This is a genomic window from Saccharopolyspora sp. NPDC000359 (assembly GCF_040300525.1).
Classification (GTDB): domain Bacteria; phylum Actinomycetota; class Actinomycetes; order Mycobacteriales; family Pseudonocardiaceae; genus Saccharopolyspora.
In genome coordinates this window covers 77,500-101,468 of the sequence record NZ_JBEPDU010000019.1, presented here as the reverse complement: position 1 = coordinate 101,468, position 23,969 = coordinate 77,500, and the positions used below count along the sequence as shown (strand labels likewise).

The 23,969-nt window shown below is 72.9% G+C and carries 25 protein-coding genes; 11 read left to right on the top strand and 14 right to left on the bottom strand.

The window, feature by feature from the left end:
* Window positions 1–31 precede the first annotated feature (31 nt).
* Window positions 32–1,036 (top strand): ABC transporter substrate-binding protein, encoded by a 1,005-nt coding sequence (locus tag ABT324_RS14960; RefSeq protein WP_351176501.1) that lies wholly within the window; start codon window positions 32–34, stop codon window positions 1,034–1,036.
* A gap of 63 nt (window positions 1,037–1,099) precedes the next feature.
* Here the strand turns inward: ABT324_RS14960 and tatA are convergent, their stop codons facing one another.
* On the bottom strand, window positions 1,100–1,297 hold the full coding sequence (tatA, locus tag ABT324_RS14955) for a Sec-independent protein translocase subunit TatA (protein WP_351176498.1): 198 nt from the start codon (window positions 1,295–1,297) through the stop codon (window positions 1,100–1,102).
* Between the two features lie 264 nt (window positions 1,298–1,561).
* Between tatA and ABT324_RS14950 the strand changes: the two genes are divergently transcribed.
* From ABT324_RS14950 to ABT324_RS14940, 3 genes are read left to right on the top strand one after another with little or no spacing between them, the layout of a single operon-like run.
* A complete protein-coding gene (locus ABT324_RS14950) occupies window positions 1,562–2,551 on the top strand; it encodes a Bug family tripartite tricarboxylate transporter substrate binding protein (protein ID WP_351176556.1) in 990 nt (329 codons plus the stop codon).
* On the top strand, window positions 2,548–3,063 hold the full coding sequence (locus ABT324_RS14945; RefSeq protein WP_351176495.1) for a tripartite tricarboxylate transporter TctB family protein: 516 nt from the start codon (window positions 2,548–2,550) through the stop codon (window positions 3,061–3,063). The genes ABT324_RS14950 and ABT324_RS14945 overlap by 4 nt, the downstream gene beginning before the upstream one ends.
* 3 nt (window positions 3,064–3,066) lie before the next feature.
* Window positions 3,067–4,572 (top strand): tripartite tricarboxylate transporter permease, encoded by a 1,506-nt coding sequence (locus ABT324_RS14940; RefSeq protein ID WP_351176493.1) that lies wholly within the window; start codon window positions 3,067–3,069, stop codon window positions 4,570–4,572.
* 53 nt (window positions 4,573–4,625) lie between these two features.
* Here the strand turns inward: ABT324_RS14940 and ABT324_RS14935 are convergent, their stop codons facing one another.
* From ABT324_RS14935 to ABT324_RS14915, 5 genes are all read right to left on the bottom strand, one after another.
* Window positions 4,626–5,417 (bottom strand): alpha/beta fold hydrolase, encoded by a 792-nt coding sequence (locus tag ABT324_RS14935; protein ID WP_351176490.1) that lies wholly within the window; start codon window positions 5,415–5,417, stop codon window positions 4,626–4,628.
* The gene (locus ABT324_RS14930) at window positions 5,393–6,415 is read right to left on the bottom strand and encodes an alpha/beta fold hydrolase (protein ID WP_351176487.1); all 1,023 of its coding nucleotides are present in this window, start codon (window positions 6,413–6,415) and stop codon (window positions 5,393–5,395) included. Before ABT324_RS14930 ends, ABT324_RS14935 begins: the two co-directional genes overlap by 25 nt.
* Window positions 6,412–6,879, bottom strand: a complete 468-nt coding sequence (locus tag ABT324_RS14925) for a hypothetical protein (RefSeq protein ID WP_351176484.1) — start codon at window positions 6,877–6,879, stop codon at window positions 6,412–6,414. Before ABT324_RS14925 ends, ABT324_RS14930 begins: the two co-directional genes overlap by 4 nt.
* Before the next feature lie 86 nt (window positions 6,880–6,965).
* On the bottom strand, window positions 6,966–7,184 hold the full coding sequence (locus tag ABT324_RS14920) for a DUF2277 domain-containing protein (protein ID WP_351176481.1): 219 nt from the start codon (window positions 7,182–7,184) through the stop codon (window positions 6,966–6,968).
* An 85-nt stretch (window positions 7,185–7,269) separates the two neighbouring features.
* Window positions 7,270–7,539 carry a hypothetical protein gene (locus ABT324_RS14915; protein WP_351176478.1) on the bottom strand — a complete coding sequence of 90 codons (270 nt, stop codon included), beginning with the start codon at window positions 7,537–7,539 and terminating at the stop codon, window positions 7,270–7,272.
* Window positions 7,540–7,957: 418 nt separating this feature from the next.
* Here ABT324_RS14915 and ABT324_RS14910 point away from each other — a divergent pair, with 418 nt between their 5' ends.
* Window positions 7,958–8,758: an MBL fold metallo-hydrolase gene (locus tag ABT324_RS14910; protein ID WP_351176476.1), complete on the top strand. Its 801-nt coding sequence runs from the start codon at window positions 7,958–7,960 to the stop codon at window positions 8,756–8,758.
* Between the two features lie 3 nt (window positions 8,759–8,761).
* On the opposite strand, the gene ABT324_RS14905 is transcribed toward ABT324_RS14910, so the two are convergent.
* Genes ABT324_RS14905 through ABT324_RS14895 form a run of 3 tightly spaced genes read right to left on the bottom strand, consistent with a single transcriptional unit; the run spans window position 8,762 to window position 11,547 of the window.
* On the bottom strand, window positions 8,762–9,172 hold the full coding sequence (locus ABT324_RS14905; RefSeq protein ID WP_351176473.1) for an archease: 411 nt from the start codon (window positions 9,170–9,172) through the stop codon (window positions 8,762–8,764).
* Window positions 9,169–10,581 carry an RtcB family protein gene (locus ABT324_RS14900; RefSeq protein ID WP_351176470.1) on the bottom strand — a complete coding sequence of 471 codons (1,413 nt, stop codon included), beginning with the start codon at window positions 10,579–10,581 and terminating at the stop codon, window positions 9,169–9,171. The genes ABT324_RS14905 and ABT324_RS14900 overlap by 4 nt, the downstream gene beginning before the upstream one ends.
* 45 nt (window positions 10,582–10,626) lie before the next feature.
* Window positions 10,627–11,547, bottom strand: a complete 921-nt coding sequence (locus ABT324_RS14895) for a TauD/TfdA dioxygenase family protein (RefSeq protein WP_351176467.1) — start codon at window positions 11,545–11,547, stop codon at window positions 10,627–10,629.
* Between the two features lie 394 nt (window positions 11,548–11,941).
* Here ABT324_RS14895 and ABT324_RS14890 point away from each other — a divergent pair, with 394 nt between their 5' ends.
* From ABT324_RS14890 to ABT324_RS14865, 6 genes are read left to right on the top strand one after another with little or no spacing between them, the layout of a single operon-like run.
* On the top strand, window positions 11,942–13,117 hold the full coding sequence (locus ABT324_RS14890) for an ROK family transcriptional regulator (protein WP_351176553.1): 1,176 nt from the start codon (window positions 11,942–11,944) through the stop codon (window positions 13,115–13,117).
* Window positions 13,114–14,667 (top strand): ABC transporter substrate-binding protein, encoded by a 1,554-nt coding sequence (locus ABT324_RS14885; RefSeq protein WP_351176464.1) that lies wholly within the window; start codon window positions 13,114–13,116, stop codon window positions 14,665–14,667. The genes ABT324_RS14890 and ABT324_RS14885 overlap by 4 nt, the downstream gene beginning before the upstream one ends.
* Before the next feature lie 18 nt (window positions 14,668–14,685).
* Complete coding sequence (locus tag ABT324_RS14880; RefSeq protein ID WP_351176461.1) at window positions 14,686–15,645, top strand: ABC transporter permease; 960 nt, start codon at window positions 14,686–14,688, stop codon at window positions 15,643–15,645.
* Complete coding sequence (locus ABT324_RS14875) at window positions 15,642–16,484, top strand: ABC transporter permease (protein WP_351176458.1); 843 nt, start codon at window positions 15,642–15,644, stop codon at window positions 16,482–16,484. Before ABT324_RS14880 ends, ABT324_RS14875 begins: the two co-directional genes overlap by 4 nt.
* Complete coding sequence (locus ABT324_RS14870; protein WP_351176455.1) at window positions 16,481–18,787, top strand: arylsulfatase; 2,307 nt, start codon at window positions 16,481–16,483, stop codon at window positions 18,785–18,787. The genes ABT324_RS14875 and ABT324_RS14870 overlap by 4 nt, the downstream gene beginning before the upstream one ends.
* Before the next feature lie 22 nt (window positions 18,788–18,809).
* Window positions 18,810–20,384 (top strand): dipeptide ABC transporter ATP-binding protein, encoded by a 1,575-nt coding sequence (locus ABT324_RS14865; RefSeq protein ID WP_351176452.1) that lies wholly within the window; start codon window positions 18,810–18,812, stop codon window positions 20,382–20,384.
* 6 nt (window positions 20,385–20,390) lie between these two features.
* Here ABT324_RS14865 and ABT324_RS14860 read toward each other — a convergent pair whose 3' ends face one another.
* From ABT324_RS14860 to ABT324_RS14840, 5 genes are all read right to left on the bottom strand, one after another.
* Window positions 20,391–20,669 carry a DUF6343 family protein gene (locus ABT324_RS14860; RefSeq protein ID WP_351176449.1) on the bottom strand — a complete coding sequence of 93 codons (279 nt, stop codon included), beginning with the start codon at window positions 20,667–20,669 and terminating at the stop codon, window positions 20,391–20,393.
* A 36-nt stretch (window positions 20,670–20,705) separates the two neighbouring features.
* Complete coding sequence (locus ABT324_RS14855; RefSeq protein WP_351176446.1) at window positions 20,706–21,227, bottom strand: winged helix-turn-helix domain-containing protein; 522 nt, start codon at window positions 21,225–21,227, stop codon at window positions 20,706–20,708.
* 200 nt (window positions 21,228–21,427) lie between these two features.
* The gene (locus ABT324_RS14850) at window positions 21,428–21,910 is read right to left on the bottom strand and encodes a DnaJ family domain-containing protein (protein ID WP_351176443.1); all 483 of its coding nucleotides are present in this window, start codon (window positions 21,908–21,910) and stop codon (window positions 21,428–21,430) included.
* Between the two features lie 64 nt (window positions 21,911–21,974).
* Window positions 21,975–23,006, bottom strand: a complete 1,032-nt coding sequence (locus tag ABT324_RS14845; RefSeq protein ID WP_351176440.1) for a CobW family GTP-binding protein — start codon at window positions 23,004–23,006, stop codon at window positions 21,975–21,977.
* Window positions 23,007–23,046: 40 nt separating this feature from the next.
* Window positions 23,047–23,961 (bottom strand): ribonuclease Z, encoded by a 915-nt coding sequence (locus ABT324_RS14840; RefSeq protein WP_351176437.1) that lies wholly within the window; start codon window positions 23,959–23,961, stop codon window positions 23,047–23,049.
* Between the last annotated feature and the right edge of the window lie 8 nt (window positions 23,962–23,969).

The window sequence follows — 23,969 nt, the reverse complement described above, 5'->3', positions numbered from 1 at the left end:
AGCCTAGCCTTAGAGATTTGGGGAGGTTGGTGTGCGTCACAAGATCCGAGCCGCAGCCGCGTCGTTGGCGGCCGTGGGCGTGCTGGCGGGGTGCGGTTCGCCCGCGCCGGGAGGCCAGGGGGAGGGCGGCTGGTCCTACACCGATGACCGCGGGATCACGGTGACCGCCGAGCACCGTCCCGAGCGGATCATCGCGCAGGTCTCGGCGGCCGGTGCGCTCAAGGACTTCGGCGTGCCGATCGCGGGCACGTTCGGCCCGCTGGTGCGCGACGACGGTTCGACCGAACCGGAGGCCGGCAGCATCGACCCGGAGCAGGTCACCGACGTCACCGGGCCCGGCTACGGCGAGGTGAACCTGGAGCGCCTGACCTCCCTGCAGCCCGACCTGCTGGTCAGCGGCAAGTACGCGGAGTTCCCCGGGCTGTGGCACCTGGTGCAGGACCAGGAGGACGCGGTCAGGCGGATCGTGCCGACGGTCGGCGTGCAGCAGTCCGGCATCTCGCTGCCCGAGGCGATCGGCAAGTACGAGGAGCTGGCCCGCGCGCTCGGCGCCGACGTGGAGTCCGCGGCGATCAAGGCCGACAAGCAGGCGTTCAACGCCGCCGCCCAGCGGCTGCGCGACATCGGGGCCTCGATGCGCGCCGAGGGCAAGTCGATCCTGGCCGTCGGCGGCACCAAGGAGGAGTTCTTCGTGGTGGTGCCCGGGCGCAATCCCGACCTGGACTACTACGTCGAGGAGCTGGGCCTGCCGATCACCACGCCGAAGCACCCCGACGTCGCCGGTGGCGGCTACTTCGAGCGGCTGTCCTGGGAGAACGCCAACGCCTACCCGGGCGACATCCTGCTGTGGGACGCGCGGTCGGCGTCGATGACGCCGGAGCAGATGAAGCAGAACCCGGTCTTCGCCGCGCACCCGGCCGCCGCCGCGGACCGCTTCGTCGAGTGGGACGCGGTCGCGCCGATGAGCTACGCCAGCTACGCGGGGATCATGAACAAGCTGGCCGACCAGCTGGAGGCGAACCTGGCCCGGGCCTGACCCGCGACGCCGAAAAGCTCCCCCGTCGACAGGGTCGGCGGGGGAGCTCGTCAGTTCGAGCGGTCAGCCCTGCTGCGGCTTGCCGTCGTCGGCGGGCTGCTTGGCCGCTTCCTCGTCGGCCTTCATGCCGCGCGCCTCGGCCTTGAGGACGCGGGCGGACTGGCCGAGCGAGCGCGCCAGCTGGGGCAGCTTCGCCGAGCCGAACAGCAGCACGACCGCGACGAGCACGATCAGCCAGTGCCAGACACTGAGCGAACCCATGGGAACTCCTCGCTGTTCAGCCGCCTGGTTCGAGATCAGGCGGCCTGCGGATGCGCCGTCCGGAGTCTACCGATCCGGCGAACGCGAGCGGGTTCCGCCTCTTCGCCGAGTAGGCTCCGCGGTGCCCCCCGGCACCTGCGGCAAGCCCCGGTTACAGAACTTCCGCAACTTCCGATAGGTCCGGAACCGAGACGTTCCGCCTCGCACGGGGGATGATCACCCACCACCCGGTCGGTGCGAGACCGGGGTCACAGTGAGGTGATGATGCGCAAGCTGAAAGTGGCGCTGGCGGTGCTGGGCGCGGCACTGCTGGTGTTCGTCGTCCCACCCCTGGTGGGGTCGGACCGGGACGAGGCGGCGGGGTCCCAGATCCGCGGCCTGCGGGTCATGGTGCCCAACACCCCCGGCGGTGGTTACGACATCACCGCGCGGACCGCGGTGAAGACCATCGAGGACATCGGGCTGAACGGGCCGACCGAGGTCTTCAACCTGCCCGGCGCGGGCGGCACCGTCGGGCTGGGGCGGCTGGTCAACGAGGCGGGCAACGGTGCGCTGGTGATGTCCATGGGCCTGGGCGTGGTGGGGTCGGTCTACACCAACCACTCACCGGTGTCGCTGCAGGACACCACGCCGATCGCCAAGCTCACCGAGGAAGCCGACGTGATCGTGGTGGCCAAGGGGTCGCCGTACCGGACCATCGGTGAGCTGATCGAGGCGTGGAAGGCCAACCCCGGCGCGGTACCGGTCGGTGGCGGCTCCTCGCCGGGCGGCCCGGACCACCTGGCGCCGATGCTGACCGCGCGGGCCGTCGGCCTGCCCGCCAAGGACGTCAACTACGTGCCCTTCGACGGCGGCGGCGAGCTGATGGCCTCGGTGCTGGGCAGCAAGGTCGCCTTCGGGGTGTCCGGGATCGGTGAGACCCGCGACCAGATCGCCGCTGGCGAGCTGCGGGCGCTGGCGGTGACCAGCCCCGAGCGGGTGCCGGGCATCGACGCCCCGACCCTGCGGGAGTCCGGGGTGGACGTCAGCTTCACCAACTGGCGCGGCATCGTCGCCCCGCCGGACATCAGCGACACCGAGCGGAAGAAGCTGATCTCGCTGTTCGCCGAGCTGCACGACAGCGAGCAGTGGCGCGAGGCCATGCGGCTCAACGGTTGGACGGACGCCTTCCAGACCGGTGACGCCTTCGGCGCCTTCCTGCAGGGGGAGAACGACCGGGTGGCGTCGGTGCTCGAGGAACTGGGGGCGGCATGAGTTCCACTGCGCACCAGCGCCGGAGCTGGTGGAAGTCGCACTCCGAGCTGGGGCTGTGCGCCCTGCTGCTCGCGGTGGGCGTGCTGGTCCTGGTGGACGCGATCACCATCCCGACCGACTTCGCGCAGCGCGGCCCGGTGGGCCCCAAGGCGGTGCCGGTCGTGGTCGGCACGCTGCTGGTCGTCGTCGCCGTCCTGCTGGCCCGCGACGTGCTGCGCGGCGGTCGAGGTGAGGCCGAGGGCGGCGAGGACGTCGACCTGGACGCGCCGACCGACTGGCGCACCCTGCTGCTGCTGTCCGGGTTCTTCCTGCTCAACGCGGCGCTGATCAACGTGATCGGGTTCCCGGCGTCGGCAGCGGTCCTGTTCTGGGGCGCGGCCTACTCGCTGGGCAGCCGGAACCACGTGCGGGACCCGCTGCTCGCCGCGGTCATCTCGGTGCTGACCTGGTTGGCGTTCAACAACCTGCTCGGCGTCCCGCTGCCCGGTGGCCCGCTGATGGAGGTGCTGTAACCGATGGACCTGTCCAACCTCCTGGCGGGGTTCAGCACCGCGCTGACCCCGGAGCACCTGCTGTTCGCCGCGATCGGCGTGCTGCTGGGCACCGCCGTGGGCGTGCTGCCGGGCATCGGCCCGGCGATGGCGGTGGCGCTGCTGCTGCCGGTCACCTACGCGCTGGACCCGACCGGTGCGTTCATCATGTTCGCCGGGATCTACTTCGGCGGCATGTTCGGCGGTTCGACCACCTCCATCCTGCTCAACACCCCGGGGGAGAGCGCGGCGGTGGTGGTGGCCATCGAGGGCAACAAGATGGCCAAGGCGGGCCGCGGCTCGCAGGCGCTGGCCGCGGCGGCGATCGGCCACTTCATCGGCGGCCTGATCGGGCTGGTCCTGCTGGTGCTGCTCGCACCGGTCATCGCCAGCTACGCGGTGAACATCGGCGCCCCGGACTACTTCGCGTTCATGGTGCTGGCCTTCGCCGCGACCGCCACCGTGCTGGGCAGCTCGCGGATCCGCGGGTTCGCCTCGCTACTGATCGGCCTGACCATCGGGCTGGTCGGCCTGGACCAGATGAGTGGCCAGGCCCGGCTGACGTTCGGTTCGCTGCAGCTGGCCGACGGCATCGACGTGGTGGTCGTGGCGGTCGGGATGTTCGCCGTCGGCGAGTCGCTGTGGGTCGCCGCGCACCTGCGGCACACCCAGGACCGGCCGCTGCCGGTCGGCCGCCCCTGGCTGGGCCGGGCGGACCTGCGGCGCACCTGGAAGCCGTGGCTGCGCGGGCCGCTGATCGGGTTCCCGTTCGGCGCGATCCCCGCCGGTGGCGCGGAGATGCCGACGTTCCTGTCCTACACGGTGGAGAAGCAGCTGTCCCGCAAGTCCGGTGACTGGGGCAAGGGCGCCATCGAGGGCGTGGCCGGGCCGGAGGCGACCGCCACGGCGAGCGCGGCGGGCACGATGGTCACCATGCTCACCCTGGGCCTGCCGACCACCTCGGTGGCCGCGGTGATGCTGGCGGCGTTCCAGCAGTACGGCATCCAGCCCGGACCGCTGCTGTTCGAGCGCGAGGCGGACCTGGTGTGGGCGCTGATCGCGAGCATGTTCGTGGGCCTGGCGCTGCTGCTGGTCATCAACCTGCCGATGGCCCCGGTGTGGGCGAAGCTGCTGCAGATCCCGCGCCCGTACCTCTACGCCGGGATCCTGTTCTTCGCCAGCGTCGGCGCGTACGCGGTCGGTGGTGCGGCGCTGGACCTGGTGCTGCTGTTCATCATCGGCGTGATCGGGTTCGCGATGCGCCGCTACGGGCTGCCGGTGCTCCCGGCCATCGTCGGGGTCATCCTCGGCCCGGCCGCGGAGCTGCAGATGCGGCGAGCGCTGCAGATCAGCGACGGTTCGCTGACCGGTCTGGTGAACTCGCCGCTGGCGATCACCGTCTACGTGGTGATCGCGCTGCTGCTGACCTGGCCGCTGTGGAACAGGCTGGTGCGGCGCTCGGCGAAGCGGGACGAGCACGTCGACGCCTGATCGACCGGCCCCGGGAGGCGGTCGCGGTGTCGCACCGCGGCCGCCTCCCGTGCTCAGGCCGGGTCCGCCAGGGCGGTGCGGAGAGCAGCGGTGACGGCTTCCGGGTTGTCGACGTTCATCAGGTGCCCGGCGTTCGGGATCTCCACGTAGTGGGCCCGGGGGAGGCCGGCGAGGAGGATGTCGGCGGCCTTGCGCGGGCAGACCGCGTCGTGCTCGGCGCCGATCACGGTCACCGGGCGTTCGACCGCGGCGAGCGCGGGGGTCAGCGGGTTGTCGCGGATCCCGGCCATCGCGGTCAGCGCGTTCGCGTACCCCGCGCCGTCGCCGATCGTCGATGCGCGGTAGGTGACCAGCTCGTCGATGTCCACTGTGGAATCGGTGGTCATCGCCCGAGTGTCCCCGCGCAGGGTTTCCAACAGGGCAGCGGGATCCGCGACTTCTGCGGCGCGCTGCATGTTCATCTCGGCTGCCCGCCGACCCACCACAGAGGACGTGCCGAGCACCACTGCTCCGGTGACCAGGTCGGGGCGCTGCGCGGCGGCGGAGAGCACCACGGTGCCGCCCAGCGAGAATCCGACGCACACCGCGGGGCCGGAGATCTCGGTGAGGAACGCCAGCAGGTCGTCGCGCAGCTGTTCCAGCGTGCCGTTCGCGGTGCCGAGCTTGCTGGAGCCGTGGCCGCGCACGTCGTAGGCGTAGGTCCGGTGCTCGGTCAACGCCTCCTGCTGGCGCTGCCAGCTGCGGTGGTCCTGGGCCAAGCCGTGCACGAACACCACGGCCGGTCCCGAGCCGTGGGCGCAGTAGCGCACCTGGATGTCGTTCAGCGCGGCCGTCGCGGTCTGCACCCTCGATCAACTCCCCACTCCGGTTGCCGTGATCGATTCTGCTGCCGCGGTGGCACCGCGTCCAGGCCGCGGTGCCACCGGTCGCCGATCAGCGGTGGTCGCGCAGGAAGTTGAGCACGACCTCGGCGACCACGTCCGGTGCTTCGAAGACCATGCCGTGGCTGGCGTCGACCTCCTGGACCTCGAAGCTGGGCTGCTCGGCGCTGAGCCGCGAGGTCTCGGCGGAGGCCCTCGTGCAGGGCCTCCACCAGGTCGGTGAACTCGGGTGGGAACCCGGCCACCCGCGTGGCGCGGACGAGCAGGAAGGGGCTGGTCACCTTGGCGAAGACTGGGAGCGCATCGACGAACTCCGGGCTGTTGCGCAGCGGTTCGAGCAGTTGCGGGCCCGGCCGCACCAGTGTCTGGTCGCCGTGCACCTGCCAGCCGCGCTGGAGCTGCTCGAGCCAGTGCTCGACGTCGATCCCGGTCCGCGCGGCGAAGGTGCGCTGCTGCTCCAGCACCGCGGCGGCCTGCTCGGGGGTCATCGGCTGCCCGGCCGCTGCGGTCTGCGCGTCGAAGACCGCGCGCAGGCGTGCCAGCTGCGCGTGCACCTGTTCCTCGGGCAGTCCCGCGTAGTTCTCCGGGTGGGTGAGGGCGGCGCGGTGACCGTCGAGGCTGATGGCGGCGGGGCAGTCGGGGTGCCGGAGCGCCCACAGGGCGGCGATCATGCCGCCCAGCGAATGCCCCACGACGGCCGGGCGGGCCAGCTGGAGGTGCGCGGCCACGGCATCGAGGTCGTCGAGCACGTCGTCCCACGTCCACGGCCCGTCCCCCGAATGCCCGTGGCCGCGCAGGTCCAGCGAGATCACCCGGTGCTCGGTGGTGAGCAGCGGCGCGAAGTGCCGCCAGGCCAACAGGTTTCCGCCCGCGCCGTGCAACAGCACCACGGCGGGCCCGGTGCCGCCGTGGTCGCGCACGGCTACCCGACTGCTCGGGGTGTCGATCAGGACGTCGTTCATGCGGTGCCTCCGTGGATGTGGTCCAGCCGCGCGCGGATCGACGCGGTGCGCACGCCGCCGTCCGGGTGGCGTTCGAGCTTGCCGCGGTTGACCAGGTCGTGCACGCCCTGCCGGGTGATGCCCAGGATCGCACCCGCGGTGGAGAAGGGGACGTGGTCGGCGCCGGGGTGGCCGAGGCGGCGTGCGACGACCCGCCCGAGCGGGGTGCGCCACCAGGGATCCGGCGGGGCGAACGGGCCATCGCTCGGGAACAGCGCGGCCAGCGCCCGCGAGCAGGCGTGCGCGGCGGCTTGCTGATCAGGGCCGAGCATCGTCGCGGCCCACTGCGCGGCCTGCTGCTCGACCTGCCGCTGCAGCTCGTTGGTCGCGGTGTCGGATTCGAGCAGGATGCTCAGCGGGTCCAGGAGCCGGGTGGTCACGAGTCGACGCAGTTCCCCGGCCAGTTCCCGTTGTTCGTCCAGCACGGCAGCACCTCCCGTCTGCTTGACGCAGACTAGCAAGCGCTTGACGACTGGTGTCAAGTAGTGGGGTGCTGGCTCCGGGCGGGTCCTCAGGCGCGGTGCTGGCCGCGGACCTGCAGCGCGCCGAGCAGCTTCGCGGTGGCCTGCTCGACCTCGTCCACGGCCTGCTCGAACGCCGCGGCGTTGTGCGCGGCGGGCTGCCGGAACCCGGAGATCTTGCGGACGTACTGCAACGCCGCCGCGCGGACGTCACCCTCGGTGACCTCCTCGGCGTAGGGCGGGCGGAGGGTCTTGATACTGCGGCACATGAGCGTTCCCAGGGGTGGTGGCCGGTGGGCTGCGACGGGAGCCGTCCCCGCCATGCTATCGGCGGTGCCACCGCCGGGCTGCCGCTCAGCCGTAGACGATGCGCCGGAGCTGGCGCTCGCTGAAGCGCGGCGGGGCCAGCGGCCTGGTCGCCAGCTCGGCTCGCAGGAATTCCCAGATCTTGCTGTTCTTGTAGCCGCAGTCCTGGAGCTCGCGGTGTCGGCGTCGCACGTAGTCGTCCACCGGTTCGTTGAGGTTCTCGACAATCGTGTGCACCAGCCGATTGGCAGTGGCGCGATCTGCGCCAGTCGCGAGCACGACGTACTCCTCGAGGTCGTCGAAGAATGACTGGGACATGCGTGCAGCTTTGCGCGATCACGATCACCGGGGCAAGCGGAGTTGCCCGCTTCTGGGCAGGGACAGGGCGTTTCCCGTCCTGCGCCACCCGCAAGGAGCAGCGCCCGACGTGACAGGAGGCACAGTTCTCGGCGGGCAGTTCAATGGTGCCGAGTTGGCCGGTGCGCGAAGGCCTTTCCCGGCTTCCGATCGGCTCGCCGACATCGAGGGTGATGCCGTTCGCGTTCATCCCTGGTGCGCTCCGGGCGGTCCAGCGATTCGGGCAACGGGCGCACCAGCGCAATTCGGGAATCAGGGCCGCAATTGACCACGTGGGCGCCGTCGACAACTGGTGCACCCGGGTTTGCCGACTGCGGGCCTGGGAGCGGCAGGTGCGGGTTAGGCTGGCGGTCCGTGAAGAGAGCGAGGAACGATGGTCATGCCAGCCGCTGCGCTGCCGATCTGCGCGACCTGCGGGACGCAGTACGCCCACCCGCGACCTGACTGCCCGATCTGCGAGGACGAGCGGCAGTACCTGCCCTCCGCCGGGCAGCAGTGGACCGACCTGGCGCAGCTGCGGTCCGGTGAGCGCACCGCGGTGATCCGGGAGGAGGGCGAGGTTTTGGGCATCGGCTGCGAACCGAACTTCGCCATCGGCCAGCGGGCGCTGCTCCTGCGCACCGAGGCCGGGAACTTCCTGTGGGACTGCCTGGCCTACCTGGACGACGAGATCGTCGGGGCGATCAACGCGCTCGGCGGGCTGGCGGGCATCGCGATCAGCCACCCGCACTACTACACCACGATGGTCGAGTGGGCGCGCACCTTCGACGTGCCGGTGCACCTGCACGCCTCCGACCAGGAGTGGATCGGTCGCCCGGACTCGGCGATCGAGCTGTGGGAGGGGGAGACCAAGCAGCTGGCCCCCGGCCTGATGCTGCTCAACCTGGGTGTGCACTTCGCGGGCGGCACCGTGCTGCACTGGGACCGCGGCGACGGCGCGCTGTTCAGCGGTGACATCGTGCAGGTCATCCCGGACCGCACGCACGTGGCGTTCATGTACAGCTACCCGAACTACATCCCGGAGCGGCCCAGCGTGGTCCAGCGGGCCGCGCGGATGCTTGAGCCGTACCGGTTCGAGGCGCTCTACGGCGCGTGGTGGGACCTGGTGATCCCGTCCGGGGCGGACCGCATCGTCCAGCGCTCCGCCGAGCGCTACGTGCGCTTCGCCACCGAGGCGTAGGGCTCACACGTCCACGGTGACGCTGCAGCGCCAGCCCTGCTCGTCGCGCGCGAACGAGAACCCGTGCAGGGAGATCGCCTTCGGTGCCGCCCCGGTGAACCGGACCGCATCTGAGTCCACTTCGGACAACTCCAGTGCGGTCCCCGCCGGGGTGGCCCGCACGTCGACCTCGCGCGGCACGGTGCCCCCGACGTCGAGCCGGTAGATGACCTCGTCCAGCGCGGCGAGCAGCAGCTGCTCGCCGCCGCCGTCGAGCACCACCGAGGCGGGCCGGGCCGGTGCTGCTGCGGGGACCTCCGCGAAGGAGGCGACCAGCGCGCGGCAGGCCTGCGCGAGGCACTCCTCGCGGGTGCCGCCCCACGCCTCGAACCGGATGTCGGCGGTGTGCGGGAGGAAGCGGTAACCGCCGCTCACCCCTTCACCACGCCCAACGGCACCAGCCGGGCCACCTTCCGGCACAGCCCGGCCCCCTCGGCGACGGCCACCACCGCGTCGACGTCCTTGTAGGCGGTCGGCGCCTCCTCGGCCAGACCGCGCGCGGAGCTCCCGCGCACCACGATGCCGTCGCGCTCCAGCTCCCGCCGCAGCTGGTGCGCGTCGGTCGTGCGGACGGCCTGGTGGCGGCTCTGCGCGCGGCCCGCCCCGTGGCAGGTCGAGTGGAACGCGTCGCCACCAGCAACCCCGGCCAGCACGTAGGACGCGGTGCCCATCGAACCCGGGACGAGCACCGGTTGCCCGGCCTCCCGCAGGTCCGGCGGCAGTTCCGGGTGCCCGGGCGGCAGCGCGCGGGTGGCGCCCTTGCGGTGCACGCACAGCTCGCGGGACCGCCCGGCGACCTCGTGGGTCTCGAGCTTGGCGAGGTTGTGCGAGATGTCGTAGACCAGGTCGAGCCCGTGCCCGGTCACCCGCCGCAGCACCTCACCGGCCGCGACGCCGAGCACGTGCCGGTTCGCGCGGGCGTAGTTCGCCGCCGCGGCCATCGCACCCAGGTAGGCCCGGCCCTCGGCGGAGTCGACCGGGGCGCAGGCCAGCTGCCGGTCCGGCACCACCAGCCCGCGGTCGGCCATCGCCTCGTCCATCCGCCGGACGTGGTCGGTGCAGATCTGGTGGCCCAGCCCCCGCGACCCGCAGTGGATCATCACGCACACCTGGTCGGGATGCAGCCCGAACGCCCCGGCGGTGCCCTCGTCGTAGACCTCCGCGACGGCCTGCACCTCCAGGAAGTGGTTGCCGGAACCGAGGCTGCCGACCTGCCCGAGCCCGCGGTCCCGCGCCCGCGTGCTGACCCGGTCGGGCGCGGCGTCGGCGACCGCTCCGCCGTCCTCGCAGCGCTCCAGGTCGCGCGGCACGCCCCAGCCCCGCTCCACGGCGTAGCGGGACCCGTCCGCGAGCAGGCGTTCGAGCCCCTCGCGGGGCACCTGCCACACCGCGCCCCGGCCAGCCCCGCGCGGGGTGGCGCGGCTGAGGCCGTTGAGCACCTCCTCGGCCACCCGGTGGAACTCCGCCCGCTCCAGCTCGGCGGCCAGCAGCCGCACCCCGCACGAGATGTCGAACCCGACCCCGCCCGGCGAGACCACACCACCGGCTCCGACGTCGGTGGCGGCGACCCCGCCGATCGGGAAGCCGTAGCCCCAGTGCACATCGGGCATCGCGTAGGACGCGCCGACGATGCCCGGCAGCGCCGCGACGTTGGCCACCTGCTCCAGCGACCCGTCGCCCCCCGGCGGCAGCAGCCGCCGCGACGCGAACACCACCCCGGGCACCCGCATCGCTCCGCGCGGCTCGATCCGGAACCGGTAGGGCGTCTCCTCGACGAGCTCCACGCCCCCGCAGTACCCGCCGCCACGCGGAGCGACACGCCCCGGCGGTCAGCTGGCTGGGGAGTAGTGCGCGGCGTCGCCGGTGCGGGTGGTGCTGCGCACGCCGTCGACGCTGACCGGGACGTCACCGGCGAGCGTGATGCGGTGCAGGCGGCGCGGCTGGTCGTCGTAGTCGGCGATGGCGTAGTGCTGCGTGGCCCGGTTGTCCCAGATCGCCAGGTCCCCGTCCGCCCAGTTCCAGCGGACGGTGTTCTCCAGCTGCGTGACCCGGTCCTGCAGCAGCCGGAACAGCGCCGCCGACTCCACGCTGGTGAGCCCCACCAGGCGGCGCACGAAGTGGCCCAGCAGCAGCGACCGCTCACCGGTCTCCGGGTGCACCCGCACCACCGGGTGCTCGGTCTCGTAGACGTCGGCGACGAACTCCTCCCGGTACTGCTGGGACTTCACGTCGACACCGCCGATGCGCTGCTCGTCGATGTTCGCCGCGTAGTCGTAGGCGTTGCTGTGCACCGCCCACAACCGGTCCACCAGCGCCCGCAGCGAGTCCGGCAGCTTCTCGTAGGCGGCCACGGTGCTGGCCCACGTCGTGGTGCCGCCGTAGGAGGGCAGCCGCACCGCGCGCAGCAGGCTGATCGCCGGGATCCGGTCCACGAAAGTCACGTCGGTGTGCCAGCTGTTGGCCTTCGAGTAGTCCGAGTCGATGGGCAGGATGTTGGCGTGCTCGCGGCCCTTGACGGTGGGGTGGGCCAGCGTGGGCTCGCCGAGCAGCTCGGCGAAGGCCAGCTGCCCGGCGTCGTCCAGGTGGTGCTGGTCGCGGAAGAAGACCACCTTGTGGGTCAGCAGCGCGGCCCGGATCTCGGCGACGGTGGCCGCGTCCAGGTCGCCGCCGAGGCGAACGCCGTCGATGCGCGCACCGATGTGCGCACCGAGCTTGACGACCTCGACCCGGGTGTTGAGCTGAGCGGTCATGGTTGTCCTCCCAGGGGGATGAAGAAGGTCTCGTTGCCGGACTGTTGCGGCACGGAGAAGGGGAAGTTGCTCCACCTCGGACGAACGCTAAGGACGAATGCCGCGCTGCAGCAAGGCTTTTCGCGCCACTGAAAATAAGTCGCGGGTCGCGTCCCGCATCGCGGAAGGCTTTGACGCTGCCCCGGCGGGCGGGCAATGCTCGGCCCATGCAGCAGTTCCGCGCCCCGCTCCCGCACGGCACCCCGGCCTCGGCCGCGCCGTGCTGTTGCCGCGGCTGAGCGCGCGATCCGCGACTTCCTCCCACCACCGAAAGCAATGCCGCGCACCGCCGGGCGGTGCCGCGGCGTGCTGTTCCCCGAACCTTCCCGAGCAGACGGGACCCCTCGTGACGACCATGCTGTCCGCGCGCCCGGGCGGGGTGCGCGAAACCAACGCCGCCACCGTCCTGGACGTGATCCGCCAGGCCGGGCCGCTGTCCCGCGCCGCCATCGAGCGGCGGGTGGCGTTGAGCCCACCGACGGTGAGCCGCCAGGTGGCGGCGCTCATCGAGCTCGGGATCGTGCGCGAGGTGCCGGAGCTGACGCACTCCGGCGCGATCGGCCGCCCCCGGGTGCCGGTGGACATCGACGAGACCGCGCTGGCCGCGTGCGGCGTGCACATCGGCGTCAGCACCACCACGTTCGGGCTGGCCGACCTGCGCGGCAGGCTGCTGGCCGACGAGCACCTGCCCACACCGGGTGGTGGGCCGGAGGACGTGCTGGACTTCCTGGCCTCCCGGCTGGCGGTGTTCCTGCACCGCCGACCGCAGCGCAGCGTGGTGGGCATCGGGCTGGTCACCGGTGGGCACGTGGACCCCGACCACGGCGTGGTCGACCACGAACGGCTCGGCTGGTACCAGGTGCCCGTCCGCGACCTGCTGGCCGCCGCCACCGGACGGCCGGTGCACGTCGACGGGCACCTGCCCGCGATGGCCACCGCGGAGCTGCTGTTCGGGCTGCGCCGGACACCACGCAGCCTGCTGTACTGCTACGCGCGCCAGGTGGTGGGCGTGGCGCTGGTCTCGGGTGGTCGGCTGCACCGCGGGCCGGGGCGCGGCAGCGACATCGCGCACCTGGCCGTCGGCACCGACGTGCCCTGCCCCTGCGGGCGGACCGGGTGCCTGGAGGTCTCGGTGTCCGAGCAGACTGTGCTGGCCGAAGCCGTCGCGGACGGGGTGGTCGACCGGCCGGACATCCACCTACTGCACGCCACCGCGGCCGCCGGGGACCCCGGTGCCGCGCGGATCCTCGCCGCGCGGGCCCGCACCCTGGGCCGCGCGGTCGCGGCCGTGCGCGACGTGGTGGACCCGGACCTGGTGGTACTGGGCGGCCAGGCGATCACCGACGCGCCGGAGCAGCTCGACGAGCTGCGGCACAGCTTCGCCGACCACACCGCGCTGCCCGGCGCGCCCCCGCCGCAGGTGACCCGCTTCGGTGCCGACGTGCAGGCCGTCGCGGCCTGCACCAGCGTCCTGGCCCACCTCTACGACCGACCGTTCGCCCTGTTCACCGCTGCCCGAAGGAAGTCATGACGCAACACATCGGCCGCCGCGAGCTGCTGCGCGGCCTCGGTCTCGGTGCCGCGCTGCTGGTCACCGGCTGCGAGTCGGCGGTGGCCAGGCAGGAGCGGGTGGTGTCCGCCGGGCCCCCGGAACCGGGCGGCACCGCGCAGCTCGGCCTGCTCTCCGACCTGGTGCCCAAGAACCTGTTCACCAACACCGGCCCGGCGATCACCACCCTGATCGGGCTGGTCTACGACCGGCTGGTGCGCTACGGCCCGTCGGGTCTGGAACCGCGACCGGCCCTGGCCACCTCCTGGACGCCCGCGCCGGACGGCACCGCGCTGACCCTGCTGCTGCGCGACGACGTCCGCTTCCACAGCGGGCGCCCGTTCACCGCCGCCGACGTCGAGTTCTCGCTGCGCAGCTACGCGGATCCGAAGTGGAACGGGCAGCTGCGCAGCACCGCGGCGGCGATCACCGGGATCGACGTGGTCGGCCCGCACGAGGTGGTGCTGCGCTTCGCCGACCCGCTGAGCAACATCTTCGACCTGCTGGACACGGTGCCGATCATCGACTCGGACTCGATCGACGACCTGCGCAGCGGCACCCGGTTCGTGGGCACCGGCCCGTTCCGGTTCGACGGGTGGCGGCCGAACACCGAACTGCGGTTCACCCGCAACCCCGACTACTTCGTGCCGGGCCGGCCCTACCTGGACGGGGTGCGGGCGCGGATCATCCCGGAGAAGTCCTCGCTGCTGTCGGCGCTGAAGTCGGGCCAGGTGCACCTCGCCGACACCCTCGGCCACCGCGACGTGGAGTCCGCGGTGCGCCTCGGCACGGCCCGGGCGATCACGCTCACCGGGGCCGAACTACAGGCCTACGTGGGCACGAACGTGACCACCCCACCGCTGGACGACGTGCGGATCCGCCGTGCGATCGCGCACGCGTTGGACCGGGAGCGGATCATCACCGAGGTGTTCCGCGGCGCGGGCTACGCGACTTCGCTGCCGTGGCCGCAGGACAGCCCGGCCCACGACGAGGTGCGCGCGCGGCGCTACGCGCGGGACCTGCCGCGGGCGCGCGCCCTGGTGGCGGAGCACGGCCCGGTGCCGGTGCTGCCGCTGGTGTACGCGGCGAAGGACCCGTCGCTGGCGGCGGTGGCCCAGATCGTGCAGAACAACCTCGCCGAGGTCGGCATCGACGTGCGGCTGGAACCGCTGGACCGGGCGCAGTTCACCCAGCAGCTGATCGCCGGGGGCTTCCGCGGGCTGTGGGTGGCCACGCACTCGTGGGCGCAGATGACCCCCTCGACGCTGGCCGTCAGCGCCTACCCGTTCAACGCGCGCCAGAACGCGTCGCACTTCAGCTCACCGGACTACACGCGGGCCGCCGACGCGGCCTGGCAGCTCCCCGGTGATCCGGCCGGTGCGCACGCCGCACTGTCCGACCAGCTGCTCGACGAGCTGTTCCTGATCGAGATCGGCGTGTACTGGCAGCGCTGGGCGCACTCGCCCGCGCTGCAGGGCATCGGCTACAGCCGGCGCCGCGAGCTCGACCTGACCGAAGCCTTCCTGGCCTGACCCGTGAGAGGGGGTGCCATGTTCGGCTACCTGGTGCGCCGCGTCCCGTCGGCGCTGCTGGTGCTGCTGCTGGCCTCGGTGCTGGTGTTCCTGGTGATCCGGTTGATCCCCGGTGACCCGGCCGCGGTCCTGGCGGGCTCGGACGCCACGCCGGAGGCGGTCGCCGCGATCCGCCGCGAGCTGGGCCTGGACCAGCCGCTGCACCTGCAGTACCTGCACTGGCTGGGCGGCCTGTTCGCCGGGGACCTCGGCAGTTCCTACCTGATCGGCGGTGAGATCGGCGACCTGCTCGCCGACGGCGCGGCCAACACCGCGGTGCTGGCCACCACCGCGCTGGTGCTGGCGGTGCTGTGCGCGGCGCTGCTCGGTCCACTGTGGGCGGTCACGCGCAACCGCTGGGTGGACCGGGTGCTGACCGGCTTCACCACCGCGGCGGTGGCCCTGCCGCCGTACGTCACCGGCGTGCTGCTGGTGCTGGTGTTCGGCGTGGCCGTCCGGCTGCTGCCCGCCGGGGGAGTGCCCTCGGAGGGGCTGGCTGACCGCCTCGACATCACCGCCCAGTACCTGGTGCTGCCCGCCAGCTGCCTCGCCCTGCCGGTGGCCGCGGTGCTCACCCGGTTCTTCTCCGAGGCGCTGCGCGGCGAACTGGCCCGCGACTACGCGACCACCGCCGCGGCGGCCGGGATCCCACGCCGCCGCATCGTGTTCCGGCACGCGCTGCGCAACGCCGTGCCCGCGGCGGTGACCGTGCTGGGCCTGCAGGTCGGCAACCTGCTGGGCGGCGCGGTCCTGGTGGAGGCGGTGTTCTCCTGGCCGGGCCTGGGGATGCTCATCGAGCAGGGCATCGACCGCCGCGACTACCCGGTGGTGCAGGTCCTGCTCGTGCTGTCCGTCGCGGTCTACGTGGTCATCCAGCTGGTGACCGACGTGGTGCACGCCTACCTGGATCCGCGCATCCGGATCGGGAGGACGTCATGACCGAGGTGCTGAGCCCCGCCCCGGCGGCGCGCCGGGTCCCCACCCGGGGCCTGGTCGGCGCGCTGGTGGTCGGGGTGGTCTTCGCGGCCGGGCTGGCCGCGCCGCTGCTGGCGCCCTTCGCGCCGGAGGCGCAGGTGGAGGGTGCCAACCTGCTCGGGCCGAGCGCGGCGCACTGGTTCGGCACCGACGAGCTGAACCGGGACGTGCTCTCCCGGGTGCTGCACGGCATCCAGGTGGACCTGCTGATCAGCTTCCTCGCCGTGCCGCTGGGCGCGCTGACCGGCATCGCGGTCGGCGTCGCCGCCGCCGCGCACCGGGCGCTCGACGTCGTGGTGCAGCGGGTGCTGGACGTGCTGCTGGCGTTCCCGCATTTGATCCTGGCCATCGCGCTGACCGCGGTGCTCGGGCCCGGGCTGGGCACCATCTTCGTGGTCGTCGTGGTGGTGGAGGTCCCGGTCTTCGCCCGGTTGGTGCGCAGCGAGGTGCTGCGGGTGCGCGAGCTGGAGTTCGTCACCGCGGCGGAGGTGATCGGCGCCCGCCGCGGCCGGGTCCTGCGCACCCACGTGGTGCCCAACTCGGTCGGCCCGCTGATCGTGCAGACCGCGCTGTCGATGTCGATCGCGGTGTTCCTGGAGGGCGCGATGAGCTTCCTCGGGCTGGGTGTGCGCCCGCCGGAGCCGTCGCTGGGCAGCACCCTCAACGGCTCGCTGAACTACCTGGACGCCAACCCGGCCTACGCCGTCGGACCACTGCTGGTGATCGCCGCGCTGGTGCTGGGCTTCCAGCTGATCGCACAGGCCGCGAGCGCGGCCACGAGAACAGGGGAGAGGACCTGGTGAGCATTCCCGACCACGCCCGCGGCTACGAGGGGTTCGGCGGTGAGGTCGGCCGGACCTTCACCGGGTCGCGGCCGTGGTGGCCGCCGACGCCCCGCCCCGAGCCGGGCGCGCCCAACGTCGTGCTGATCGTGGTCGACGACCTCGGCTACGCCGACACCGGCCCGTACGGGTCCGAAGTGGATACCCCGAACCTGGACCCGTTGGCCGCCGCGGGCGTGCAGCTGGCGAACTACCACACCACCCCGCTGTGCTCGCCCTCGCGCGCCGCGCTGCTGACCGGGCTCAACCCGCACCGCGCGGGCTTCGCGGTCCCGGCCAACTCCGACCCGGGGTTCCCGGCGCACGCCTTCGAACTGCCCGACCACGCGCCGACGCTGGCCGAATTGCTGCGCGCCGCGGGCTACGCGACCTTCGCGGTCGGCAAGTGGCACCTGACCCGCGACGCGCTCAGCCACGACGCGGCCGACCGGTCCTCCTGGCCGCTGCAGCGCGGTTTCGACCGCTACTTCGGCAGCCTGGAGGGGCTGACCAACCTGCACCACCCGCACCGGCTGGTGTGGGACAACAGCCCCTACGACGTCGGTGACCAGCCGCCGGACTACTTCCTGACCGACGACCTCACCGACCGCGCCACCGGCATGATCGACACCCTGCGCGCCAACGACCCGGACAAGCCGTTCTTCCTGTACTTCGCCCACCACGCGGTACACGGCCCGATCGCCGCCCGGGAACCGGACCTGGCGAAGTACCGGGGCCGGTACGCGACGGGCTGGGACGTGCTCCGCGAGCAGCGCTTCCACCGCCAGCTCGCCGCCGGGCTGTTCCCCGAGGGCACCGCCCTGCCGCCGCGCAACAGCGAACCGGGCCGCAGCGTCCCGCCGTGGGACGAGCTCAGCACCGAGCAGCAGGAGCTGTTCGCGCGCTACATGGAGGTCTACGCCGCGGCGGTGGACAGCGTCGACCAGAGCCTCGGCAAGCTGCTGGAGGCGTTGGCCCGGCACGGTGAGCTGGACAACACCATCATCGCCTTCACCTCGGACAACGGCGCCACCGCCGAGGGCGGCGAGGAGGGCACCCGCAGCTACTTCAGCCAGTTCGCGCACGTGCCCGGGCTGCCCGCCGAGTGGGAGCGCGACGTGCCGCGCGACCTGGAGCTGATCGGTGGGCCGCAGACCACGGTGCACTACCCGAGCGGCTGGGCGCAGGCGTCGAACACGCCCTTCCGGCTGTACAAGTTCGACACCTTCGCTGGTGGGGTGCGCACCCCGTTCCTGCTGCACTGGCCCGCCGGGCTGGGCGCGACCGGCCTGCGCCACCAGTACGTCTACGTCACCGACGTCGCGCCGACGCTGCTGGAGCTGGCCGGGGTGCCGCGCCTGGAGCGGCGCCACGGCGTCGCTGCGGCCGAGCTCGACGGGGTCAGCGCGGTGGACGTCCTGCGCAGCCCGAACCGGCCGAGCCGCCACACCCGCCAGTACACCGAGACCGGCGGAAATCGCGGCTACTACGCCGAGGGGTGGAAGATCGTGACCCGCCACCGGCCGGGCACCGAGTTCGCCGACGCCGAGTGGGAGCTCTACCACCTGGACACCGACCCGACCGAGACCCGCGACGTCGCCACCGAGCACCCCGGCAAGCTCGCCGAGCTCGCGGCGGAGTGGGAACGGCAAGCCTGGCGCAACGGGGTGTTCCCGCTCAACGACGGCAGCCCCGCCGCGCGGCTGCGCAGGCCGGACGAGGAGCGGTTCCAGCGCCCGGTGACGCTGTTCCCCGGCACCCCGACGCTGGAGCGCTACCGGTCGGCCCGGCTGGTGCAGTTCCGCGACTTCACCGCCACCGCGCACCTCCGGCACACCGCCGGGGACCGCGGCGTGCTGTTCGCCCACGGCGACCAGGGCGGGGGCTACCTGGTCCACGTCGACGGCGACGCCGCGTGGCTGGTCTACAACGCCTACGGCCGGATCCACCGCAGCGGCCCGGTCCCGGTCGGCACCGGTGAGGTGGCCGTCCGGCTGGTGGCCGAAGCCCTGCCGGAGTTCCGGTGGCGCTTGGCGCTGGAGGTGGGGGCGGAGCGCACCGAACTCGACCCGGTGCCGCAGCTGCTGGGCATGGCGCCGTTCACCGGCATCAGCACCGGCGCGGACCGCGGCGGACCGGTGGACTGGGAGCTGCACCGCCGGGAGGGCCGCTTCCCCTACACCGGCCAGCTCGCCGCGGTCCGCTACGAACCGGGCCGCCAGGCCGACTACGACCCGCAGCAGGTCGCGCAGCTGTGGGCCGAGGCGCAGCGCTGCTACGAGTAACGACGAGTGCAAGGAGATCGGCATGGCAGCGAGTTCGGTACTGGCGTTCGACGGGTTGGCGGTCGGCTTCGCCGCCGGCCCGGTCGTGCGGGACGTGAGCTTCGAGGTGGCACCCGGGGAGGTCGTCGCGGTGGTCGGCGAGTCGGGGTCGGGCAAGTCGCTCAGCGCCCGCGCCGCGCTGGGCCTGCTCCCGCCCCCGGCGACGGTGTCCGGCAGCATCCGGCTGGACGGGCAGGAGCTGCTGGGCGCGGACCCGCGGCGGTGGCGGCAGGTGCGCGGCACCGGCATCGCGATGGTCCCCCAGGAACCGTCGGCGGCGCTGAACCCGGTGTTCAGCATCGGCTGGCAGCTCGTGGAGGTGCTCCGGGCGCACCGCGGCCTCAGCCGGGAGCAGGCGCGGGCCGAAGCGGTCGAGCTGCTCACCGCGGTGGGCGTCCCGGAGCCGCGGCGGCGCCTGCGGCAGTACCCGCATCAGCTCTCCGGTGGCCAGCAGCAGCGCGTGGTGATCGCCATGGCGCTGGCAAACGACCCGCGGGTGCTGATCGCCGACGAGCCGACCACCGCGCTGGACGTGACGGTGCAAGCCGAGGTCCTGGCGCTGCTGCGTCGGCTCCGCGACGAGCGGGGCACGTCGATCGTGCTGATCACGCACAACATGGGCGTGGTGGCCGAGGTCGCCGACCGGGTGGTGGTGCTGCGCCGCGGGCAGGTCGTGGAGACCGCGCCGGTCGGCGAGCTGCTCACCCGGCCCGCCCACGACTACACCCGGCAGCTGCTGGCCGCGGTCCCGCGGTTCGGTGGCGAACCCGCCCCAGCGGTCGAAGCCGACCGCACGGGGCTGGAGCTGACCGACGTGGTGGTCGACTACGGCGGTTTCCGCGCCGTGGACGGGGTGAGCCTGCGGGTCGGCGCGGGGGAGGTGCTCGGCCTGGTCGGGGAGTCCGGCTCGGGCAAGTCGACGCTGGGCCGCGTGGCGGCCGGGCTGCTCGTGCCGCGCTCGGGTTCGGTGTCGGTGCTCGGGAACGACCCGTCGGCGCTGTCCGCTGCGCAGCGCAGCCAGTTGCGCCGCCGCATCGGCTTCGTCTTCCAAGGTGCGGCGGCGTCGCTGGACCCGCGGTGGACCGTGCGGGACTGCATCGGCGAACCGCTGGTCGTGCACCGCGCCGCGACCGGGCGCGGCGTGCGGCGCCGGGTTGCCGAGCTCCTCGACGCGGTGCAGCTGCCCAGCGGGGTGGCCGACCGCCGACCGCACGAGCTCTCCGGCGGGCAGCGCCAGCGGGTCGGCCTGGCCCGGGCGCTGGCGCTGGAGCCGCAGCTGCTGATCGCGGACGAGCCGACCAGCGCGCTGGACGTCTCGGTCCAGGCGGCGGTGCTGGACCTGCTCCGGCAGCTGCAGGCCGAGCTGGGCTTCGGGTGCCTGTTCATCACCCACGACCTGGCGGTGGCCGACAACCTGACCCACCGCGTGGTGGTGCTGCGCGGCGGCCGGGTGGTCGAGCAGGGTCCGACCCGCCAGGTCCTGCGCGCCCCGGCCGAGGACTACACCCGGGACCTGCTCGCCGCGGTGCCCGGGGCCCAGGAACTGGCGGAGGTGTGACCCCGCTCAGCCGGGCTCGCCGCGCCACTTGCGGTGCGCGACCCAGGCGAAGTCGACGGCCGCGATCACCGCCAGTGCCACGAGCACCCAGGCGAACCAGGCCAGCTCCGGCAGCACCAGGAACAGCACCACGGCCGCGCCCGCGCAGAACACCAGGCCGAACCCGGCCAGCCACAACCGCAGGGTCAGCGCGCTGCGCGCGTACGGCGCCCCGCCGACCCCGGCCATCGGGTCGTGGTAGCCGGGCAACCCCCGCTCGTATTCCTCACGACTGCGTTTCGGCATGCCCCTGGGCTACCCGGCGGGCGCGGTGCCATGCCGTCAGTCGCGGACGATGTGCACATCGGCTGGCCGGTCCATCCGGTAGCCGACGCCGCGCACCGTGGTGATCAGGTTCAGGTCGGCGCCGAGCTTGCTGCGGATCCGCCGGATGTGCACGTCCACGGTGCGGGTGCTCGGGGTGCTGTTGAACTCCCACACCGCGTTGAGCAGCGCGCTGCGCCGGTGCACCCGGCCGGGGTTGTCGCACAGGAACAGCAGCAGGTCGAACTCCAGCCGGGTCAGCTCCACTGGGGTGCCGTCGGCGCGCAGCACCCGCCGCGAGGCCACCAGGACCTGCAGCTGCGGCTCCGCCGGTTCGGGCGGGGCGGGCAGCGACCGCAGCCGAGGTGACTCCACTGTGGACTGGTAGGGGACGGGTTGGGGGGTGAGGACCTGCTCCAGGGCGGCCAGGTCCTGGCGGGTGACGATGAACCGGGCGGTCACCTCGACCACCGCGCCGTCCTGCAGCGGGCGGGTCTCGAACGAGTTCGCCGCGAGCGGCCGAGCGGCTTCCGATGTCATGGCACGAATCTCCGTCTCACATCGCGGTGCGGATCCGGGGAGGGTGGTGCGCGGGAGTGCTCAACCGCGCGGACACGCCGCGGACGCGACCCACAGCAGGTCGATGTGCGCGCGCTGCACCAGCAGCGGTCCCAGTGCCATGGACGGATCAAAGCACCACGGCCGCAACGGCGTCAAAGCTGCTCAGCAGGTGGGACGGGTCACCGCCGAAAACGGTGCCACCAGCGGGTTTTCCGCGCCGCCGGTGCGGGTTGCGGGGCGGGCTCGGGCGGCACCGCCTGCTGCCGAGCGCCGCGCCAAGCCGCGACGAGCTCGTCGGCGTCGACCAACCCGATCGCCACCTGCGGGCCGCTGGGCGCGCGCAGGTGCTCGACGATCCGCCGGTTGAGCTCAGCGGCGGCCTCGCGCACGGTCTGCTCGGTGGGCAGCTCGCGCACGGTCTCCGGCAGCCGCTCGACCTCCTTGCGCAGCCGCAGCGCCGTCGGCAGCAGCGCCTCGCCGGACAGGCCCTCGCGGCGGAGGTGGTCCTTGAGCCACCACTGCTCCTCGACGGGCTGCCCCGCGCCGGGCAGCGGCTTGCCCGCGCCGGGCAGGTCGTCGAAGTCGCCGCGCTCCTGCGCCGTCCGGATCTGCCGGTCCACCCATGATTCGAACGTGGTGCCGGGAGGCTTGCGCTCGGTCATGGCACCGATTGTCCGACAGGCCGCTCCCGCGGTGCCACCCCGGCCCACCGCGCTCGGCAGCCGGTCAGGAGCGGGTGTACTTCAGCACGTCGAGCATGCTGTGCTCGTCGGCGACGTCGGGTTCGCCCAGGCAGGCCGCCAGGTCGTCGCGGACCCGGTCGCCGTCCAGCCCGGAGCCGATCACCACGAGCTGGGTGCGGCGGGCCTCACCGCGGGCCCAGCGGGAGCGGTGGAAGCGCAGGAAGTCGCCGACGGTGTGCAGGGTGAACTTCTGCTCGTGGCCGGGCACCCCGAAGTGCACCTGGCCCTTCACCCGGTACACCCCGGCCGGGCGGGCATCCAGGAACCGCATCAGCGCGCGCGGGTCGACCGGCTCCTCGGCGGTGAACGACACGCTCTGGTAGGCGGTGTGCAGGTGCTCGGCGCAGTCGTCGTGGTGGGAGTCGGCGAGCAGGTCGTCGAAGGACAGCTGCCGGGCGGTCTCCCGCCGCTGCCGCACCGAGTCCCGGTCGAACAGCAGGGACGGGTCGACGCGGCCGTGCGCGGTCGGCAGCACGGGCTTGCCCCCGGCCAGCTCGCGCACCAGCGCCAGCAGCCGGTCGCGGTCGGCCTCGGCGACCCGGTCGGTCTTGTTCAGCAGCACCAGGTCGGCGAAGCGCAGGTGCTGGTCGAGTTCGGGGTGGCGCTGCCGGGTGCGGTCGAACTCGGCGGCGTCGACCACCTCGACCAGCCCGCCGTAGCCCAGCCGCGGGTTGGTGCTGTTGAGCAGCAGCCGGACCATGCCGCGCGGGTCGGCCAGCCCGCTGGCCTCGATCACGATCACGTCGATGTCGCTGCTCGGGCGCGCCAACCGGGCCAGCAGGTCGTCCAGCCCGCTGGCGTCCACCGCGCAGCACAGGCACCCGTTGCCCAGCGAGACCGTCGAGTCGACCTGCCCGGCCACGCCCAGCGCGTCGATGTTGATCTGCCCGAAGTCGTTGACCACCACCCCGATCCGCGCGCCCTGCGGGTTGCGCAGCAGGTGGTTGAGCAGACTCGTCTTCCCGGAGCCGAGGAACCCGGCGACGATGATGACCGGGATCGGTTGCCGAACCAAAGAAGTGCCTCCGACGATCGCTAGCCACCCGGGAGCATATTCACCGGCGCGGCGGCACCGGCACCCGCACCAGGTCCTCGGCCACCACCAGCTGGCCGTCGAACACCGCGGCCGCCTCGTCCCGGAAGCGCCGCGGATCGGGGTAGCGCTGGGAGAAGTGCGTGAGCACCAGGCACCGCACCCCGCACTCGGCGGCCACCCGCGCGGCCTGGGCCGCGGTGAGGTGGCGGTACTCGTCGGCCAGCCGGGCGTCCTGCTGCAGGAACGTCGACTCGATCACCAGCATGTCGGCCCCGTCGGCGAGCTCGAAGACCCCGTCGCACAGCCGGGTGTCCATCACGAACGCGAACCGCTGGCCCGGCCGCGGCTCGCTGACCTGCTCCACCGACACCTGCCGGTCGCCGACCCGCAGCAAGCCCGCCCGCTGCAGGCGGCCGACGTCGGGCCCGCGCACCCCGAACCGGGCCAGCTGCTCGGGCAGCATCCGCCGCCCGTCCGGCTCCACCAGCCGGTAGCCGAACGTCTCGATGCGGTGGTCCAGCGGCACCGCCTCCAGCGCGCCGAAGGTGCCGGTGAACACCGTGCCGGCGCGCTCGACCGGCCGTTCCCGCACCTCGGCGACCTCGTCGAAGGCCGACGCGTGGTGCAGCCGCCGGAAGAACTCGGCACCGGCGGCGGGGAAGTGCGCGTGCACCGGGCGCGGCATCCGGTCCAGCGACAGCCGCTGCAGCACGCCCGGCAGCCCGAGGCAGTGGTCTCCGTGGAAGTGGCTGATGCAGAGGTGGTCGATGGCGTGCGAGCTGACGCCCGCGCGGACCATCTGCCGCTGGGTGCCCTCGCCCGGGTCGAACAGGAACCCGACGCCGTCCCAGCGCAGCAGATAGCCGTTGTGGTTGCGGGCGCGGGTGGGCGCCTGGCTCGCGGTGCCGAGCACGACCAGTTCCCGGGTGGACATCGCTGAAC